At 59.6% G+C, this 18,399-nt stretch carries 12 protein-coding genes and 1 pseudogene; 10 read left to right on the top strand and 3 right to left on the bottom strand.

The genetic code is table 11. The features are described from left to right. Positions 1-111: 111 nt before the first annotated feature. The 3 genes from DFS28_RS08160 to aceE all read right to left on the bottom strand — a co-directional run bounded on the left by DFS28_RS08160 (position 112) and on the right by aceE (position 6,418). Positions 112-1,506, bottom strand: a complete 1,395-nt coding sequence (locus tag DFS28_RS08160; protein WP_111449322.1) for an alkaline phosphatase D family protein — start codon at positions 1,504-1,506, stop codon at positions 112-114. 281 nt (positions 1,507-1,787) lie between these two features. Beyond that, entirely contained in the window at positions 1,788-3,761 is a 1,974-nt protein-coding gene (gene aceF, locus DFS28_RS08155; protein ID WP_111449321.1) for a dihydrolipoyllysine-residue acetyltransferase, read from the bottom strand. Between the two features lie 11 nt (positions 3,762-3,772). Beyond that, positions 3,773-6,418, bottom strand: a complete 2,646-nt coding sequence (gene aceE, locus DFS28_RS08150) for a pyruvate dehydrogenase (acetyl-transferring), homodimeric type (protein WP_111449320.1) — start codon at positions 6,416-6,418, stop codon at positions 3,773-3,775. A 383-nt stretch (positions 6,419-6,801) separates the two neighbouring features. Between aceE and glnE the strand changes: the two genes are divergently transcribed. The 10 genes and pseudogenes from glnE to DFS28_RS08090 form a co-directional block, all read left to right on the top strand. Beyond that, positions 6,802-9,741 carry a bifunctional [glutamate--ammonia ligase]-adenylyl-L-tyrosine phosphorylase/[glutamate--ammonia-ligase] adenylyltransferase gene (glnE, locus tag DFS28_RS08140; RefSeq protein ID WP_111449318.1) on the top strand — a complete coding sequence of 980 codons (2,940 nt, stop codon included), beginning with the start codon at positions 6,802-6,804 and terminating at the stop codon, positions 9,739-9,741. Between the two features lie 307 nt (positions 9,742-10,048). Beyond that, entirely contained in the window at positions 10,049-11,083 is a 1,035-nt protein-coding gene (gene waaF, locus DFS28_RS08130; RefSeq protein WP_111449316.1) for a lipopolysaccharide heptosyltransferase II, read from the top strand. A gap of 1 nt (position 11,084) precedes the next feature. Next, positions 11,085-12,146, top strand: a complete 1,062-nt coding sequence (waaC, locus tag DFS28_RS08125; protein ID WP_111449315.1) for a lipopolysaccharide heptosyltransferase I — start codon at positions 11,085-11,087, stop codon at positions 12,144-12,146. Further along, complete coding sequence (locus tag DFS28_RS08120; RefSeq protein ID WP_111449314.1) at positions 12,146-13,267, top strand: glycosyltransferase family 4 protein; 1,122 nt, start codon at positions 12,146-12,148, stop codon at positions 13,265-13,267. Before waaC ends, DFS28_RS08120 begins: the two co-directional genes overlap by 1 nt. Beyond that, complete coding sequence (rfaP, locus tag DFS28_RS08115) at positions 13,267-14,073, top strand: lipopolysaccharide core heptose(I) kinase RfaP (RefSeq protein WP_111449313.1); 807 nt, start codon at positions 13,267-13,269, stop codon at positions 14,071-14,073. Before DFS28_RS08120 ends, rfaP begins: the two co-directional genes overlap by 1 nt. After that, a complete protein-coding gene (locus DFS28_RS08110) occupies positions 14,073-14,807 on the top strand; it encodes a lipopolysaccharide kinase InaA family protein (RefSeq protein WP_111449312.1) in 735 nt (244 codons plus the stop codon). Before rfaP ends, DFS28_RS08110 begins: the two co-directional genes overlap by 1 nt. Next, entirely contained in the window at positions 14,804-15,556 is a 753-nt protein-coding gene (locus tag DFS28_RS08105; protein ID WP_111449311.1) for a lipopolysaccharide kinase InaA family protein, read from the top strand. The genes DFS28_RS08110 and DFS28_RS08105 overlap by 4 nt, the downstream gene beginning before the upstream one ends. After that, positions 15,556-17,007 (top strand): lipopolysaccharide kinase InaA family protein, encoded by a 1,452-nt coding sequence (locus DFS28_RS08100; RefSeq protein ID WP_111449310.1) that lies wholly within the window; start codon positions 15,556-15,558, stop codon positions 17,005-17,007. The genes DFS28_RS08105 and DFS28_RS08100 overlap by 1 nt, the downstream gene beginning before the upstream one ends. A 225-nt stretch (positions 17,008-17,232) precedes the next feature. Then, the gene (locus DFS28_RS08095) at positions 17,233-17,568 is read left to right on the top strand and encodes a YceK/YidQ family lipoprotein (protein ID WP_111449309.1); all 336 of its coding nucleotides are present in this window, start codon (positions 17,233-17,235) and stop codon (positions 17,566-17,568) included. A 140-nt stretch (positions 17,569-17,708) separates the two neighbouring features. Further along, positions 17,709-18,200: pseudogene (locus DFS28_RS08090) on the top strand (DUF3800 domain-containing protein); the annotation flags it as partial. Positions 18,201-18,399 lie beyond the last annotated feature (199 nt).

Raw genomic sequence — 18,399 nt, 5'->3', positions numbered from 1 at the left:
TTGGAGCCCTGTGGCGAGCGAGCTTGCTCGCGCTGGGCTGCGCAGCGGCCCAAAAATCTTGTGAGCGCTGCGCACTCAAGCGGGAGCAAGCTCCCTCGCCACAGGGTTGGTTTAACGCAAAGGAATGCCTACCGATTGCAGCAGCTGTCCGTCCCGATCGTGATAGTTGACCTGTACGTTTTCCTGATCAACAACCAGATGCGCGAAATTGTCCTGGCTGACCACCTGGCTGGTCAGTTCATGCTGATAGTCGCCAGCGGCTGTTCGCGCCAACGGTTGATCAAGGATGAAGGTGGATGCCTTGGCGTACGGCAGCAGCTTGCTGTTGCACAGCGGTGAAGAAACGACGGTGTGAACCTCGAAGTCCGGGTCCTCGCTGTGGGTCAGGCGACTGGTCAGGGAGCCATGGACATCGCCGGAAACGAAGAAGACGTTATTGATGCGGTGTGTGCGAATGGTCTCCAGCAGCCGCAGACGCTGTTCGGGAAAGGCCTTCCACGCGTCGTCGCCATGGGCTTTGCGGTCGGGGTAGAACATCACGCTGGTGACCACGAATTTGACCCTGGCTCGGCTGTGAATCAACCATTTGCACAAGGCCCGTTCCTGCTCTTCGTCGAGGATGCGTCGATCATTGGCCGACAGGTTGCGTCGGGTTCGACTGTCAGTGACAAACCATTCAATATCGCCTTCGGCGAATTGATACCAATAATGTTCCAGTTTTCTATTTGTTTGCCCGCTGGCGAGAAGTTCATGCGCCGGGCTATGACTGGCTTGATACAACTCATACGCCGCGATGGAGTTTTTGTATAAGTAGGCATCGGCTTTACTTTCGTTGGCGGGCCAGTTGTCTTCTATTTCGTGATCGTCGAGGATCATGTAAGTCGGCATGCCGGACATTAACTTTGCAATATTGGGTTGGGAAAAAGCGGCGCGGTACTTACTGAGTATTGCCTTGTATTCCCGGTCGGGAGCGATAACGTTCAGGTCATCGACATAGATTTGATCGCCGGTCATCAACATGGCGCTGATGGGCGGCTCGGCCTGCTGCGCCAGATTCGTGATCGAGGCGAAAATCCGGTCCCCCAGATGCGGCGCAGACGGGATGCCGGCGGTCATGCGCAGGTAACGACATGAACCGACGATATAGGCCCGTGGAGTCGTGGCTTTGCTGGACTGTGTGCGGAATCGGTAGATACCCCGCGGCCATTGCAGCGGCAATTCCTGAACCGTTTCCACGGTGTGCACCGGGCTCATGGGGCTGAACCAGCCCGCCTGGTATTCGTACTCGGTATCGGCGGCAAGATCGTTGAGTGCGATGACATCAGACATATCATGCAAGATCGTTAACTTTGCAAATACACCTCGGGACCATCGCTCTTCGCCGAGCCGGCGATAACGAATGCCTGCAAATACCGGTGCATTGTTTTGAAGTTCGCCACGCAAGAAGATGCGTGCGTGGTTAGTTGTTGTGTGGCCAATAATAGGGCCGACAGTCGGTTTGAGCATGTTCGAATCCATTCGAATTAGTGCTAGTTAAGCAAAATTGGCTGATGAAGGTTTAACGATAATTAGTTGAACTAAGCTTAGTTATTGGTTAACAAGAAATATCGAGCAAAAGTGGACTGGAGTTGTGGGCGACGTAAGCCGCGAATGTAGGAATAGGGGCGTCGGGTGACTTTCTTCCAGGCAAAAAAAGCCCCGCCAAACTGGCGGGGTTGAGGTACGAGCGTGGCGCTCGGAAAACGTGGAACGCGACGGGCCCTCCGGTGAAGGAGGGCCGGTCGGTGTTACAGCAGGATGGTGCGGATGTCCGCCAGCAGGTCGCTCAGACGCTTGGTGAAGCGTGCAGCAGCGGCGCCGTTGATCACACGGTGATCGTAGGATAGCGACAGTGGCAGCATCAGTTTCGGCTGGAAGGCTTTGCCGTCCCAGACTGGCTGGATGGTTGCCTTGGAAACACCGAGGATCGCCACTTCCGGCGCGTTGACGATCGGCGTGAAGCCGGTGCCGCCAATGTGGCCGAGGCTGGAAATGGTGAAGCAGGCGCCTTGCATGTCGTCAGCGGTGAGCTTTTTGTCGCGGGCTTTGGCGGCCAGCACAGCGGCTTCGGCTGCCAGTTGCAACAGACTCTTCTGATCGACGTTCTTGATGACCGGTACCAGCAGGCCTTCAGGGGTGTCGACGGCGAAGCCGATGTTCACGTACTTCTTGCGGATGATCGCTTTGCCGCTTGGTGCCAGCGAACTGTTGAAGTCCGGCAGTTCCTTGAGCAGGTGCGCGCAGGATTTGAGCAGCAGCGGCAGGATGGTCAGTTTGACGCCAGCCTTCTCTGCAACGGCTTTCTGAGCGATACGGAACGCTTCCAGGTCGGTGATATCAGCCGAATCGAACTGAGTCACGTGTGGAATGTTCAGCCAGCTGCGATGCAGGCTCGACGCGCCGATTTGCATCAGGCGGGTCATCGGCACTTCTTCGGTTTCACCGAAGCGGCTGAAGTCCACGACCGGAATCGGCGGGATGCCCGCGCCGCCGGTTGCGCCAGCAGCGGCGGCCGGTGCTTCCTTGGCCTTCTGCATCATGGCTTTGACGTAAACCTGCACGTCTTCTTTCAGGATGCGACCGTGCGGACCACTGGCGCTGACAGCGTTCAGCTCGACGCCGAACTCACGAGCCAGTTGGCGTACAGCCGGGCCTGCGTGAACCTTGGCGCCCGGCTTGGCGGGTGCAGCAGCCGGTGCGACCGGTGCCGGGGCGGCGGCTGCCGGAGCAGCTTCAGCCTTGGCCGCCGCAGGTGCTGGTGCAGCAGCGGCGGTCGCCGGGGCCGCAGCAGGCGCAGCGCCTTTGACTTTCAGCTTCAGGATCAGGTCGCCGGTACCGACTTCGTCATCCAGCTTGACGGAAACGCTTTCCACCACGCCAGCGGCAGGCGATGGAATTTCCATGCTCGCCTTGTCGGATTCCAGGGTGATCAGCGACTGATCAGCTTCAACGGTGTCGCCGGCCTTGACCAGGACTTCGATGATCTTGGCCTTGCCCGAAGAGCCGATATCCGGGACATGAATGTCCTGAACGCTGTCGGCAACCGGTGCAGCCGGAGCCGCAGCGGCTGGAGCAGCGGCAGCCGGAGCAGGCGCAGCAGCCTGGGCTGGCGCGGCAGCAGCAGGGGCCGCAGCACCCGCCACTTCCAGATCCAGAATCAGGTCGCCAGTGCCGACTTCGTCGTTGAGCTTGACGCTGATGCTCTTGACCACGCCAGCGGCAGGTGAAGGGATTTCCATGCTGGCCTTGTCGGATTCCAGGGTGATCAGCGACTGATCAGCCGCGACGGTGTCGCCGACCTTGACCTGGATCTCGATGATCTGGGCCTTGCCCGACGAACCGATGTCCGGCACGTGCACTTGCTGGACGCTGGCGGCAGCAGGAGCTGCGGCCGGTGCAGCTGCTGCCGGAGCAGGAGCAGCAGCCGGTTTCGCTTCAGCTTTGGCAGCCGGCGCAGCCGCCGCCGCCGCAGGGGCCGCAGCAGCGGCACCTTCGACTTCCAGCTCCAGCAGTTCGTCGCCTTCTTTCAGGCGATCGCCCAGCTTCACTTTGATGCTTTTGACGATGCCGGCCTTGGGCGCAGGAATTTCCATGCTCGCCTTGTCCGACTCAAGCGTCAGGATGCTCTGGTCCGCTTCCACACGGTCGCCGACCTTCACAAATAGTTCGATTACTTCACCTTCACCGCTGCCGATGTCAGGTACGCGAATGAGTTCGCTCACAGAGTGTCTCCTCAGCAGTCCAGTGGGTTGCGTTTTTCCGGGTTGATCCCGAACTTGGCGATGGCTTCAGCCACCACTTTAGGCTCGATATCACCACGGTCAGCCAAGGCTTCCAGGGCTGCCAACACCACGAAATGACGGTCGACTTCGAAGAAGTGACGCAGCTTCTTACGGCTGTCACTGCGGCCGAAACCGTCGGTGCCCAGGACTTTGAATTCCTTGGACGGGACCCACTGACGAATTTGCTCAGCGAACAGCTTCATGTAGTCGGTAGACGCGATGACCGGACCTTGACGGCCGTTCAGGCACTCTTCGACATAGCTCAGTTTAGGCTTCTGGCCCGGGTGCAGACGGTTGCTGCGCTCTACGGCCAGGCCGTCGCGACGCAGTTCGTTGAAGCTGGTAACGCTCCACACGTCAGCGCCAACGTTGAACTGTTCACGCAGGATTTTCGCCGCTTCGCGAACTTCGCGCAGGATGGTGCCGGAGCCCATCAGCTGAACGTGGTGCGCCGCTTCGCGGGTGTCTTCCTCGAGCAGGTACATGCCCTTGATGATGCCTTCCTCGACACCGGCCGGCATGGCTGGCTGCTGGTAGGACTCGTTCATCACGGTGATGTAGTAGAAAACGTCCTGCTGCTCTTCGGTCATCTTCTTCATGCCGTCCTGGATGATCACCGCCAGCTCATAGCCGTAGGTTGGATCAAAGGTGCGGCAGTTCGGGATGGTGGCAGCCAGGATGTGGCTGTGACCGTCTTCGTGTTGCAGGCCTTCGCCGTTCAGCGTAGTCCGGCCGGCGGTGCCGCCGATCAGGAAGCCACGGGTGCGGCTGTCGCCAGCGGCCCAGGCGAGGTCGCCGATACGCTGGAAGCCGAACATCGAGTAGAAGATGTAGAACGGCAGCATTGGCTGGTTGTGGCTGGAGTACGAAGTACCGGCAGCGATGAAGGAGCTCATGGCGCCCGCTTCGTTGATGCCTTCTTCGAGGATCTGGCCTTTCTTGTCTTCCTTGTAGAACATCACCTGGTCTTTATCGACTGGCTCGTAGAGCTGGCCGACGGAGGAGTAGATGCCCAACTGACGGAACATGCCTTCCATACCGAAGGTACGGGCTTCGTCCGGGATGATCGGAACGATGCGCGAGCCGATTTCCTTGTCCTTGACCAGTTGCGCGAGGATCCGCACGAACGCCATGGTGGTGGAAATCTCACGGTCGCCCGAGCCATCAAGGATTGCCTTGAGGGTATCGAGTGGCGGCGTTGGCACGCTGATGCTCTTCGCGCGGCGCTGTGGCACGAAACCGCCCAGTGCAGTGCGGCGCTCGCTCAGGTAACGGGCTTCGGCGCTGTTCGGTTCTGGCTTGAAGAACGGCAGGTTTTCCAGCTCTTCGTCTTTGACCGGAATGTCGAAACGATCGCGGAACAGCTTCAGGCTTTCAACATCAACCTTCTTGGTGTTGTGCGCGGTGTTCTTCGCTTCGCCGGCACCGGTGCCATAACCTTTGATGGTCTTGGCCAGGATGACGGTCGGTTGTTCTTTGTGGTTGACCGCTTCGTGGTACGCCGCGTAGACCTTGTACGGGTCGTGGCCACCACGGTTGAGTTTCCAGATCTCGTCGTCGGACAAGTCTTCAACCATCGCCTTGAGTTCTGGCGAGTTGAAGAAGTGTTCACGCACGAACGCGCCGTCTTTGGCTTTGTAGTTCTGGTACTCGCCGTCGATGACTTCGTCCATGCGGCGTTGCAGGATACCGTCGACGTCTTTGGCCAACAGTGGGTCCCAGAAACGGCCCCAGATGACTTTGGTCACGTTCCACTGAGCACCGCGGAACACGCCTTCGAGTTCCTGGATGATCTTGCCGTTGCCGCGAACCGGGCCATCAAGGCGCTGCAGGTTGCAGTTAATAACGAAGATCAGGTTGTCGAGCTTCTCGCGGCCAGCCAGCGAGATCGCGCCCAGGGATTCCGGCTCGTCGCATTCGCCGTCGCCCAGGAAACACCAGACTTTTTGCTTGCCTTCAGGGATGAAGCCACGGGCTTCCAGGTACTTCATGAAGCGTGCCTGGTAGATCGCCTGGATCGGGCCCAGACCCATGGATACGGTCGGGAACTGCCAGAAATCAGGCATCAGCCACGGGTGCGGATAGGACGACAGGCCTTGACCATCGACTTCCTGACGGAAGTTGTTCATCTGGTCTTCGGTGATGCGGCCTTCCATGAACGCACGGGCGTAAACGCCTGGCGAGGTGTGGCCCTGGAAGTAGATCAGGTCGCCGCCGTGTTCGTCGGTCGGGGCCTGGAAGAAGTAGTTGAAGCCGATGTCATACAGGGTAGCGCTGGAGGCGAAGCTGGAGATGTGACCGCCCAGGTCAGAATCTTTCAGGTTCGTACGCATCACCATGGCCATCGCGTTCCAGCGTACCAGCGAGCGAATGCGGCGTTCCATGAACAGGTCGCCAGGCATGCGTGCTTCGTGGGTAACAGGGATCGTGTTGCGATATGGCGTGGTGATGGCGTAAGGCAATTGCGAACCGCTACGGGTTGCGAGTTCGCCCATACGGGTCATCAGATAGTGAGCGCGGTCTTCGCCTTCTTTGTCGAGAACCGATTCCAGGGCGTCCAACCATTCCTGGGTTTCGACGGGATCGAGGTCTTGCATGGCTTGCTCCAGGGCGGAAAGGCTTCCAGAATCGGTTGCCTGAGTTTGCGACTGGCCTTGTGGGCAGACGATATAAATTCTTGGATTGCCGAGAGGTTGTTCCGGCGGCGTGTAGTTTTACTACAAATCATCGGGCATTTCAGCCTTTCGGATGTATATACGAGTAGTAAAACTACAGATGAGCGGCTTGTGGCCTCCAGCTGCGTTGTGAGAATAATCGTTAAGGTTGGTCTTTTGCCAACCAGAAAAGGTGAAAGCTTGATGCTGTCTGCCAAAAAAAAAGAAATTTCAGCTATTTCTAACCTTTGTTCGACAGTCGATCACGTAGTGCATTCTCGCGAATCACTACATGCAGCCCTCTACACGCCGATCAAGGATAGACCATGAGCCTCCCTTCGCTTGCCGAACTGCCTGGCATCCTCCTGCCATTTGTCACCCGCGCCAAGCAGTCGTTCCGAGCGGCCGTCGCCGGCCTCGACGACGACCATGGCCTGGCCGCCTGGACGCCTGAACGCTGGGCACAATTTGCCCGCGTCACCGCTGCCAGCGACTTCGTGATTGAACAAAGTGTTCGTGACCCGTTGATGTTGCTGGAGCTGGTGCAGTCCGGCGAGCTGGACCGAAGTTTTGCGCCCGGCGAGCTGTGCGCACAGATTGCGGCAGCGGTGAATGCAGCAGAAACCGACGATGAGCTCGGTCGCGCCCTGCGTCGTCAGCGTACCCGTCATCAAGTGCGGATCATTTGGCGCGACCTGACTCGTCAGTGCGATCTGATCCAGACCTGCCGCGACCTCTCGGACATGGCCGATGCCAGCATCGATCAGGCCTATCAGTGGTTGTACTCACGGCATTGTCAGCAGTTCGGCGTGCCGACTGGCCGGCGCAGCGGCGAGCCGCAGCAAATGGTCATTCTCGGCATGGGCAAGCTCGGCGCGGTGGAGCTCAACCTGTCGTCGGACATCGACCTGATCTTCGCCTATCCCGAAGGTGGCGAAACCGTCGGGGTCAAACGCTCGCTGGATAACCAGGAATTTTTCATTCGTCTCGGCCAGCGCCTGATCAAGGCCCTGGACCCGATGACCGTCGACGGTTTTGTATTCCGCGTCGACATGCGCCTGCGGCCTTACGGTTCGGCCGGCGCATTGGTGCTGAGCTTCAATGCGCTGGAGCAGTATTACCAGGATCAGGGCCGTGACTGGGAACGCTACGCGATGATCAAGTCGCGGGTGGTGGCCGGCGATCAAGTGGCCGGCGCGCAATTGCAAGACATGCTACGGCCGTTCGTTTACCGGCGTTACCTCGACTTCTCGGCCATCGAAGCGCTGCGCACCATGAAGCAGCTGATTCAGCAGGAAGTCCGGCGCAAGGGCATGGCCGACAACATCAAACTCGGCTCCGGAGGCATTCGTGAAGTCGAATTTATCGCCCAGGCCTTCCAGCTGATCCACGGTGGCCGCGACCTGAGCTTGCAGCAGCGTCCTCTATTAAAGGTACTGAGCACGCTGGAAGGTCAGGGTTACCTGCCGCCGGCGGTGATCAGTGAACTGCGCGAAGGCTACGAATTCCTGCGGTACACCGAGCACGCGATCCAGGCGATTGCCGACCGCCAGACCCAGATGCTGCCGGACGGCGCTCAGGATCAGGCGCGCATTGCCTTTATGTTGGGCTTCGCCGATTGGGCCGCTTTCCACGAACAGCTGATGTATTGGCGCGGTCGCGTGGCCTGGCACTTCGGGCAGGTGATTGCCGATCCCGACGAAGAGGAAGGCACCGAAAGCGAAGTGGTGGTCGGCGGTGAATGGCTGCCGTTGTGGGAAGAGGCTCAGGATGAAGAGGCCGCTTGCCGTCAGTTGGAAGAGGGCGGTTTCGCTGATGCCACCAAAGCCCTGAAAGCGTTGGCCGGTTTGCGCAGCAGTCCGCAATTGCGCGCGATGCAACGACTGGGGCGCGAGCGCCTCGATGCCTTTATTCCGCGGTTGCTGGCTCAGGCCGTGGAACACGCCAATCCGGATCTGGTGCTCGAAAGAGTATTGCCGCTGGTGGAAGCCGTGGCCCGTCGTTCCGCGTATCTGGTGTTGTTGACCGAAAACCCCGGCGCGCTGCGACGCTTGTTGACCTTGTGCGCCGCGAGCCCGTGGATTGCCGAACAGATCACCCGCTTCCCGCTGCTGCTCGACGAATTGCTCAACGAAGGTCGACTGTTCAAGCCGCCACTGGCGCCGGAACTGGCCGCCGAGTTGCGCGAGCGTTTGACGCGGATTCCCGAGGACGACCTTGAGCAGCAAATGGAAGCCCTGCGACATTTCAAATTGGCGCACCGCTTGCGTGTCGCCGCTTCGGAAATCGCCGGCAGCCTGCCGTTGATGAAGGTCAGTGATTACCTGACCTGGCTCGCCGAAGCGATCCTGGAACAAGTGTTGGCCCTGGCCTGGCGCCAGACCGTGGCCAAATACGGTACGCCGCAGCGTACCGACGGTACGTTGTGCGATCCCGGCTTCATCATTGTCGGTTATGGGAAAGTCGGCGGTCTGGAATTGGGGCATGGTTCGGACCTGGACCTGGTGTTCATCCACGATGGCGACCCGCAGGCGGAAACCGATGGGCCGAAGCCTATCGACGGCGCGCAATTCTTTACTCGGCTGGGGCAGCGGATCATTCACTTGCTCACGGCTCAGACCAACTCCGGTCAGCTGTATGAAGTGGACATGCGTCTGCGGCCGTCCGGCGCGTCGGGGTTGCTGGTGAGTTCGCTCGGTGCGTTTGCCCGGTATCAGGAAAATGAAGCCTGGACCTGGGAACATCAGGCGCTGGTGCGGGCGCGGGTGCTGGTGGGCAGCCCGGACGTCGGCCAGGCGTTCGAGAAAGTCCGCGCGGCGGTATTGGGCAAGCCGCGGGACCTGGCGACCTTGCGCCAGGAGGTCAGCGAGATGCGCGCCAAAATGCGCGATAACCTTGGCAGCAAGAGCACCGCGGCGGGCACCGGAGCAAATGCCTTCGAGGCCACGGCGCCGTTCGATCTCAAGCAGGACGCCGGAGGTATCGTCGATATTGAATTTATGGTGCAATACGCGGCCCTGGCGTGGTCCGAATCGCATCCGCCCTTGCTGCGCTGGACGGACAATATCCGCATTCTGGAAGGGCTGGAGGAGGAAGGGCTGATGCCCGCCGAAGACGCCAGCCTGTTGCGCGAGGCCTATAAAGCCTACCGTTCAGCCGCTCACCGGCAGGCGTTGCAGAAGGACGCCGGGGTGATACCGGGCGACCAGTTCGTGGACGAACGACGGCAGGTAGTGCGGATCTGGCGCGAGCTGGGGCTAAGCTGAAACACGCAAGCTGAAGCGACAAGATTCAAATGTGGGAGCGGGCTTGCTCGCGAAGGGGCCATTAAATTCAACAATGATGGCGACTGATACTCCGCCTTCGCGAGCAAGCCCGCTCCCACAGTAGATCTGCAGTGTTTCGCAGATCGATGTACACCAAATCCCAATGTGGGAGCGAGCCTGCTCGCGATAGCGGAATGACAGTCGACAATAATGTTGAAGGTGATGACCCATCGCAAGCAGCCTTGCTCCCGCAGTGATTCTCGAGGCGGGGAGGCGTATGCCTCCCCGGCTCGTTTATGGAAACCACATGAAAATTCTGATCGTTGGGCCCAGTTGGGTCGGTGACATGGTGATGGCGCAGACACTGTTCCAGTGTCTCAAGCAGCGCCACCCGCAATGCGAAATCGACGTGCTGGCCCCCGAGTGGAGCCGGCCGATTCTTGAGCGCATGCCCGAAGTACGCCAGGCCTTGAGCTTTCCGCTCGGTCACGGTGCTTTGGAGCTGGCAACACGTCGGCGCATCGGCAAATCCCTGGCCGGCCAGTACGACCAGGCGATCCTGCTGCCCAATTCCCTGAAGTCGGCATTGGTGCCGTTCTTCGCCGGTGTCCCGAAACGCACCGGCTGGCGTGGCGAATTGCGCTACGGCCTGCTCAATGACGTGCGCACGCTGGATAAAGAACGTTACCCGCTGATGATCGAACGCTTCATGGCCCTGGCTTACGAGCCGGGTGCCGAGCTGCCGACACCTTATCCACGGCCGAGCTTGCAGATTGACCCGGTCACTCGCGAAGCGGCAATGGCCAAGTTCGGCCTGGCGCTCGACCGCCCGGTATTGGTGCTGTGCCCCGGTGCCGAGTTTGGCGAGGCCAAGCGCTGGCCGTCCGAGCACTATGCCAAGGTTGCCGAAGCGAAGATCCGCGAAGGCTGGCAAGTCTGGCTGTTCGGTTCGAAAAACGATCACGCCGTCGGCGAAGACATCCGCTCGCGGCTGATTCCCGGGCTGCGTGAAGAGTCGGTGAACCTCAGCGGCGGCACCTCCCTGGCCGAAGCCATCGACCTGATGTCCTGCGCCGACGCGGTGGTGTCCAACGACTCCGGCCTGATGCACGTCGCCGCTGCGCTGAATCGCCCGTTGGTGGCGGTTTACGGCTCGACGTCGCCGGGTTTCACGCCGCCATTGGCCGAGCACGTCGAGATCGTGCGCCTGGGCATCGAATGCAGTCCCTGCTTCGATCGCACGTGCCGTTTCGGCCATTACAACTGCCTGCGCCAGCTCATGCCGCAAGCGGTGAACGAAGCTTTGCAGCGTTTGCAAGGCACTGTGGTCGAGGTCAAATAGTTTGCGGGTATTGCTGATCAAGACTTCTTCGCTGGGCGACGTGATTCACGCGTTGCCGGCGCTGACCGACGCGGCACGGGCGATCCCCGGCATCCAGTTTGACTGGGTGGTGGAAGAGGGCTTCGCCGAAATCCCGACCTGGCACCCGGCCGTGGGCAAGGTGATTCCGGTGGCGATCCGTCGCTGGCGCAAAAACATCTGGCAGACCATCAAGAGTGGCGAGTGGAAGCGCTTCAAGCAAAGCGTTCGCGCCAATAAATATGATTTGGTGATCGATGCCCAGGGCCTGCTCAAAAGTGCCTTGCTGACCCGATACGCCAAAGCCCCGGTGGCCGGGCTGGATAAAAACTCGGCCCGCGAGCCGATTGCCGCACGCTTCTATTCCCGGCGTCTGGCCGTGGCCCGTGGGCAGCACGCGGTGGAGCGAGTGCGTCAGCTGTTCGCCCTGGCCCTGGGTTACGATCTGCCAAAAGGCTTGGGCGATTACGGCCTAAACATCGAGCGACTGGTGGAATTGCCGCGCAAGAATCCTTACGTGGTGTTTCTGCACGGCACCACGTGGGATACCAAACACTGGCCTGAAGCCTACTGGCGCGAGTTGGCCGAGCGCGTCGGCTATCTCGGTGTCGCGGTGAAGCTGCCGTGGGGTAATCCGATCGAGAAAGCCCGGGCCGAGCGCATCGCCAAAGACATGAGGCACGTCGAAGTGCTGCCCAAGCTGAATCTGGCGGGTGTCGGCAAAGTGCTGGCTGGCGCGCAAGCCTGCGTGGCGGTGGACACCGGTCTCGGTCACCTCGCCGCGGCGCTGGACGTGCCGACGTTGTCGCTGTTCGGCCCGACCAACCCGGGCCTGACCGGCGCCTACGGTAAATCGCAGATCCACATCGCCAGCGATTTCCCCTGCGCGCCGTGCATGCAAAAGAAATGTACGTATCAACCGACGGCCGAAGATGCCCGTCAGTTTGACCTTAAACGCGAGTGGCCACTGTGCTTCACGCGTCTGAATCCCGAGCGTGTCGCAACCCGACTGAGCACGTTGTTACTGGCTGAGGAGCTGCGCTGATGCAATTGGCATTCGTCTTGTACAAGTACTTTCCATTCGGGGGCTTGCAGCGCGATTTCATGCGCATCGCCCTGGAATGTCAGCAACGCGGCCATCAGATTCGGGTCTACACGCTGATCTGGGAAGGCGACATTCCGCCGGGCTTCGAAGTGTTGGTGGCGCCGGTCAAGGCGTTCTTTAATCATCGACGCAACGAGAAGCTCAGCGAATGGATGGAAGCGGACCTGGCCAAGCGTCCGGTGGACCGGTTGATCGGCTTCAACAAAATGCCGGGTCTGGACGTCTACTACGCCGCAGACGGCTGCTTCGAAGACAAGGCACAGAACCTGCGCAACTCGCTGTACCGTCGCTGGGGCCGCTACCGGCACTTCGCCGAGTACGAGCGCGCCGTGTTCGCCAAGGATGCCAAGACCGAAGTGCTGATGATTTCCGAAGTCCAGCAGCCACTGTTCATCAAGCATTACGACACACCGCTTGAGCGCTTCCATTTGCTGCCACCGGGCATTTCCCAGGACCGTCGCGCGCCAGCCAATGCCGCCGAGATCCGTGCCGACTTCCGTCGCGAATTCAACCTCAAAGACGATGAGCTGCTGCTGGTGCAAATCGGCTCCGGGTTCAAGACCAAGGGTGTGGATCGCAGCCTCAAGGCGCTGGCCGCATTGCCCGCCGATCTGAAGAAACGCACCCGGCTGTTTGTAATTGGCCAGGACGACCCCAAATTATTCCAGATGCAGAGCGCCACACTGGGGCTCGGCGATAACGTGACGTTCCTTAAAGGCCGCAGCGACATCCCGCGTTTTCTGCTCGGCGCCGATCTGTTAATTCACCCGGCGTACAACGAAAACACCGGGACTGTGTTGCTCGAAGCCCTGGTGGCCGGGCTGCCGGTGCTGGTGAGCGCGGTGTGTGGTTACGCCCATTACATCGCCGAGGCCGACGCCGGTCTGGTGCTGGACGAGCCTTTCGATCAGGCGCAGTTGACCCAGTACCTGACCGGTATGTTGAGCGACGCTCAAGCACGGGCGGCCTGGAGCCGCAATGGTCTGGCCTTCGCCGAGACGGCCGACCTCTACAGCATGCCGCAGCACGCGGCCGATGTGATTCTGGCGGAGCACGCTTAATGAAGTTGATGCTGGCTGAACCGTTCAAGAGCCTCTGGGCCGGACGCGACCCGTTCGCCGAAGTCGAGAACCTCCAGGGCGAGGTATACCGCGAACTTGAAGCGCGCCGGACCCTGCGTACCGAAGTCAATGGCAGTGGCTTTTTCGTAAAGATCCACCGTGGCATTGGCTGGGGCGAGATCTTCAAGAACCTGCTCACCGCCAAGCTGCCGGTGCTCGGTGCCGGCCAGGAATGGAAGGCCATCCAGCGCCTGCAAGAAGTCGGCGTGCCGACCATGACTGCCGTGGCTTACGGCGAGAGGGGCCGCAACCCGGCGGACCAGCATTCGTTCATCATCACCGAAGAGCTGGCGCCCACTGTCAGCCTCGAAGATTTCAGCATCGACTGGGTCAAGCACCCGCCCGAGCCAAAACTCAAGCGTGCGCTGATCGCCGAAGTCGCGCGCATGACCGGCATGATGCACCGCGCCGGGGTCAACCATCGCGACTGCTACATCTGCCACTTTCTGCTGCACACCGACAAACCGGTGACAGCCGACGATTTCAGGCTCTCGGTGATCGACCTGCACCGCGCGCAGACCCGTCCGACGATTACCCGGCGCTGGCGCAACAAGGACCTGGCGGCATTGTATTTTTCGGCGCTGGACATTGGCCTGACCCGTCGCGACAAACTGCGTTTCCTCAAGGGGTATTTCCAGCAGCCCCTGCGCCAGATTCTGGGTGAAGAAGCCGGGTTGCTCGCCTGGCTCGAAGGCAAGGCCAACAAACTCTACGACCGTAAACAGCGATACGGGGATGCGCTCTGATGGCGGGTTGGACACTGGAGCCTGAGTACAGCGATCTGGCAGAAGATTTCGGCAGTCTTGAGGCTGTGTTTGCGCTTCAGGGTGAGCGCCTGACGCGCGACCTGTTGTCCGAGGTCATTCGCGTCCAGCGCAATGGCGTCAACTATTACGTCAAACGCTACGTGGGTGCGGGCAAAGGTCTGCGCCGTTACCTGGGCAAGCCTCGGGTGAAAGCCGAGTGGCAGAACCTCAGGCGCTTCGCCAAGTGGGGCATTCCTACCGCCGAAGTGGTGGCCTGGGGCCTGGAACGTCGCGGTGCCGCGTACGATCGCGGGGCGATGATCACCCGTGAGCTGCCGCATACTGAAGACTTGTCGGCCCTGGCCGAGCGGCATGATCCAAAACTGGCGGACCGCGCCTGGGTGGACACTGTCAGCCGGCAGCTGGCGGGGTATACCCGGACCATGCACGACCACCGCTTCACCCATAACGATTTGAAGTGGCGCAACCTGCTGATCGACGATGAACCCCGGCTGTTTTTGATCGACTGCCCCAATGGCGATTTCTGGCGCGGCTTTTGGCTCAAGTACCGGATCACCAAGGACCTGGCCTGTCTGGACAAGGTCGCCAAGTATCACTTGTCGGCGACCCAACGCCTGCGCTTTTACCTGCAATACCGCCAGTGTGATCGGCTGAATGCCGCCGACAAAAAACGGATCCGGCACGTGGTGAGATTTTTCGAGGGGCGCGAATGACTGATTTTCTGGCGGCCGAAGACCGTGCGCTGCTTGAGCGTCATGGCCTCGGCACCTTCGACGCACTCTGGGCCAAGCAGCTCGACGCTGTGGATGAGCCCAACACCGGTCGCGGTGGCTGGAGTAGCGTGTTTCGGCTGGATCTGGAAGGTCATGGCTACTACCTCAAACGCCAGAGCAACTACCAGATGCGCACCTTGCATGCGCCCTTTGGTGAGCCGAGCTTTGCCCGTGAATTTCGTAATATCAGTCGCTATGAAAAGCTCGGTATTCCAGCGTTGAAAGCGGCGTTTTTCGGTGAGCGCAAAGTCGACGGCGAAGTCCGGGCGATTCTGCTGACCCGTGCCCTGGACGGTTGGGATGACCTGGATTCGCTGTTGCAGCGCTGGTCGGACCTGAGTTCGGCGCAGCATTCGGCCATTCTGAAGGCCTGTGGGCAATTGGCTCGTCGCCTGCACGGCGCGCGTCAGGTTCACGGTTGTTTCTACCCCAAGCACATTTTTCTCCAGGCCACCGGTGACGGTTATCTGGCCCAACTGATCGACCTGGAAAAGACCCGGCCGTTGCTGTTTGGTCTGCGTGATCGGGCCAAAGACCTGGAGCCGTTGCTGCGTCGGGCGCCTGAGTGGAGCGAAGCGCAGTTGCGCGAGCTGCTGGCTGCCTATCTGGATCAATCGCAAGACAGTTCGCTGATCGACAACTGGTTTGCACGGCTGACCGCGCGTCGCACTCATAAGGAGACGCGCTGATGCGTTTGTCTGAACTGAAAAACGCAGGACGCAGCCCGAGCCTGCCGCTGAACATTCCATTGGCTGATGCCGCCGGCCCTGCCGAGTTGCAGTTGCTAAGTCTGTTGCGGGTGTTGCCGGGACAGCGTTATGTCGGTGCCGGCGTCTGGCGTGGCCGGCCGGTGCTGGCCAAGTTGCTGGTCGGCAGCAAGGCAGCGCGGCATTTCCAGCGTGAGCTGGACGGCGTGCGGTTGCTGGCGGCTCAGGGGTTGACCACGCCGTTGTTGCTGGCTGATGGCCTGAAGGACGGCGAGGGCGGCTGGCTGCTGTTCGAGTTCATCGAGGGCGCCGAAAGCCTCGGTGAAACCTGGAAACAGGTCGAGCATTTGCCGGTGCTGGCGGATATGCAAGGGGCTGTGCTGGCCGAGGCATTGGGCGCTATCGGCCAAATGCATCGCAAGGGGCTCTGGCAGGAAGACCTGCACCTGGACAACCTCTTGCGCCAGCGCGGCCGGTTGTATTTGATCGATGGCGGCGGCGTCTGCTCCGAAACGCCTGGCCAACCGCTGTCGCGGCAGAAAGTCCTGGAAAACCTCGGGGTGTTTTTCGCCCAGTTGCCCAAGTCGCTGGAGCCCTACACCGAAGAATTGCTGGTGTATTACCTGCTGAGCAACGGCGAGCATGCCTTGCCGATGGAAGCGTTGCAGAAGCAGATCAGCAAGGTTCGCAACTGGCGTCTCAAGGACTACCTGATCAAGATTGGCCGCGAATGCACGCTGTTCAGTGTCCAGCGTGGAGCGTTCGGCTTACGGGCGATTCGCCGCGAGGAAGAGGCGGCGATGCTGCCGGTGCTGGCGCAGGCCGATACGTTGCTCGATCAGGGCCATCTGTACAAGACCGGCGGCGCGGCGAGCGTCGGCAAGGTCGAGGTGGCGGGTCGTGCGCTGGTGATCAAGCGCTACAACATCAAAGGTTTTGCCCACTGGCTCAAACGCTTCTGGCGCCCGAGCCGTGCCTGGCACTCCTGGCGCGAAGGCAATCGCCTGGCGTTTCTCGGCATCGCCACGCCCAAGCCATTGGCGTTGCTGGAGAAGCGTTTTCTCTGGTTGCGCAGTCGGGCTTATCTGGTGACCGAGTATTTACCGGGGCCGGACATCATCGAGCGCTTTGCGCCTTATGTCGAAAGCGGTGAGGCACCGGAAGCCGAATTGCTGGCGCTGGATCATTTGTTTGCCGAGCTGATTGGCGAGCGGATCAGTCACGGGGATTTCAAGGGGCATAACCTGTTCTGGCAGCACGATCGCTGGGCGCTGATCGATCTCGATTCGATGTGTCAGCATGCCACGCTCAGCAGCTTCGCCCCGGCCTATGCGCGGGATCGGGCAAGGTTCATGCGCAATTGGCCTGAGAGCAGCGCGCTGTATCAGGTCATTGATCAGCGTTTGCCCAAGGATATCTCTAGCGCTGCCTGAATCCCTTCGCGAGCAAGCCCGCTCCCACACTGGATCTATGTAACGCCGAAGATCCCCTGTGGGAGCGGGCTTGCTCGCGAAGAGGCCGGTACATCCAGCGAAAAAGCTGTGAATGTCAAAAGGGGACAGGTTTTTATGAATCGTCCTACATAATCCGCAGATGCCGTGAACTGTGCCCTGAATAGCCGCGATGCTAGTTTGCCTGACGTTCACGGAGGGCAGATTTTGACAATAAAAACGACGGTGTTACTAAGCACTTTCGCACTGGTTTTATCAGGCTGCGGAACCGCTGTTACAGTGCTGCAGGATGACGAAGACGCGGCTCGTAGCCTTAGAAAGCAAAAGACCTACTGTCAATCCATCCCGCGCATCTACAGCGGCCTGGCCTACGACTTTTGCGTATTAAATGCAGCGCCTGATCCCACGGGTATTCTGTTGCCGTTCGTATTGGTGGATTTCACCCTGTCGGGTGTTTTCGATACCGTCCTGCTGCCCTATACGGTTTACCGCCAGGCTACCGACGGCAATCTCAGCATCTATTGGCGAGCAGGCCGCGGGTAACGCTTTTGTATTCCGGCGTGTCAGTGCTACACCTGACGCACTTGGCTCGAAGAACAAAAGGTGAATAGCTCGTGTCGACCCCGATTTTGCCCTCTCAACAGTTTTTTCTTTTTGAAAACGAAAGCGAAGCTGAAACTAATGAGGCCAGCAATTTCGTCCTGATCAGCTGCGTTATCGACAAAGCCGCTCTTCGCGAAAAGCAAGGTCCTGTCCACAATCCTTATCACCTCGCGCTCGGATTCTGCCTTGAAACGCTTTATGAGTATTTGCAGGAAAAGAATCAACAGAGCGTTTTAACTCATGTGATTTTCGAGCGTCGAGGGAAACGTGAGGATAATGAGCTTGAGCTGGAGTTTCGTCGCATGTGCGATGGCGCGAACAGATTGGGCATACAACTGCCGTTCGACATCGTCTTTGCAACCAAACAAGTGAATTCCACGGGGTTACAGCTAGCGGATCTTGTTGCAAGACCCATTGGTATGAGCGTTTTGCGGTCGGGGCAAGAAAATCGTGCCTTTGACGTGCTCAAGCGCAAGTTCTACTGCAGTGGTGGGCGTAACAATGTGGGAGAGGGTTTCGAGAATTGGGGGTTAAAAATTTTCCCTCTCTCAGAAAGCGAAAAGCCCCGGTGAAACTCACCGAGGCCGCAACGCCGACCGGGATCCCCCAGTCCATTTGCGCAGGAGTCTATGTCGAGGTCCGTCATCTGTCAACGCGCCAGCTTGCCACTTCCCGCTAGAGGCTTGCCGTCGCTTTTAAGCTATAATCCCGCCCTTTAGCTGCCACTCGCCCTTTGCGAGGGCACATTAATCTTTGAGGCGCTTTGCGCCT

Source organism: Pseudomonas sp. 478 (assembly GCF_003254125.1).
GTDB lineage: Bacteria > Pseudomonadota > Gammaproteobacteria > Pseudomonadales > Pseudomonadaceae > Aquipseudomonas.
The sequence above is the reverse complement of the archived record's forward strand: the minus strand, read 5'-3'. Positions and strand labels throughout refer to the sequence as shown.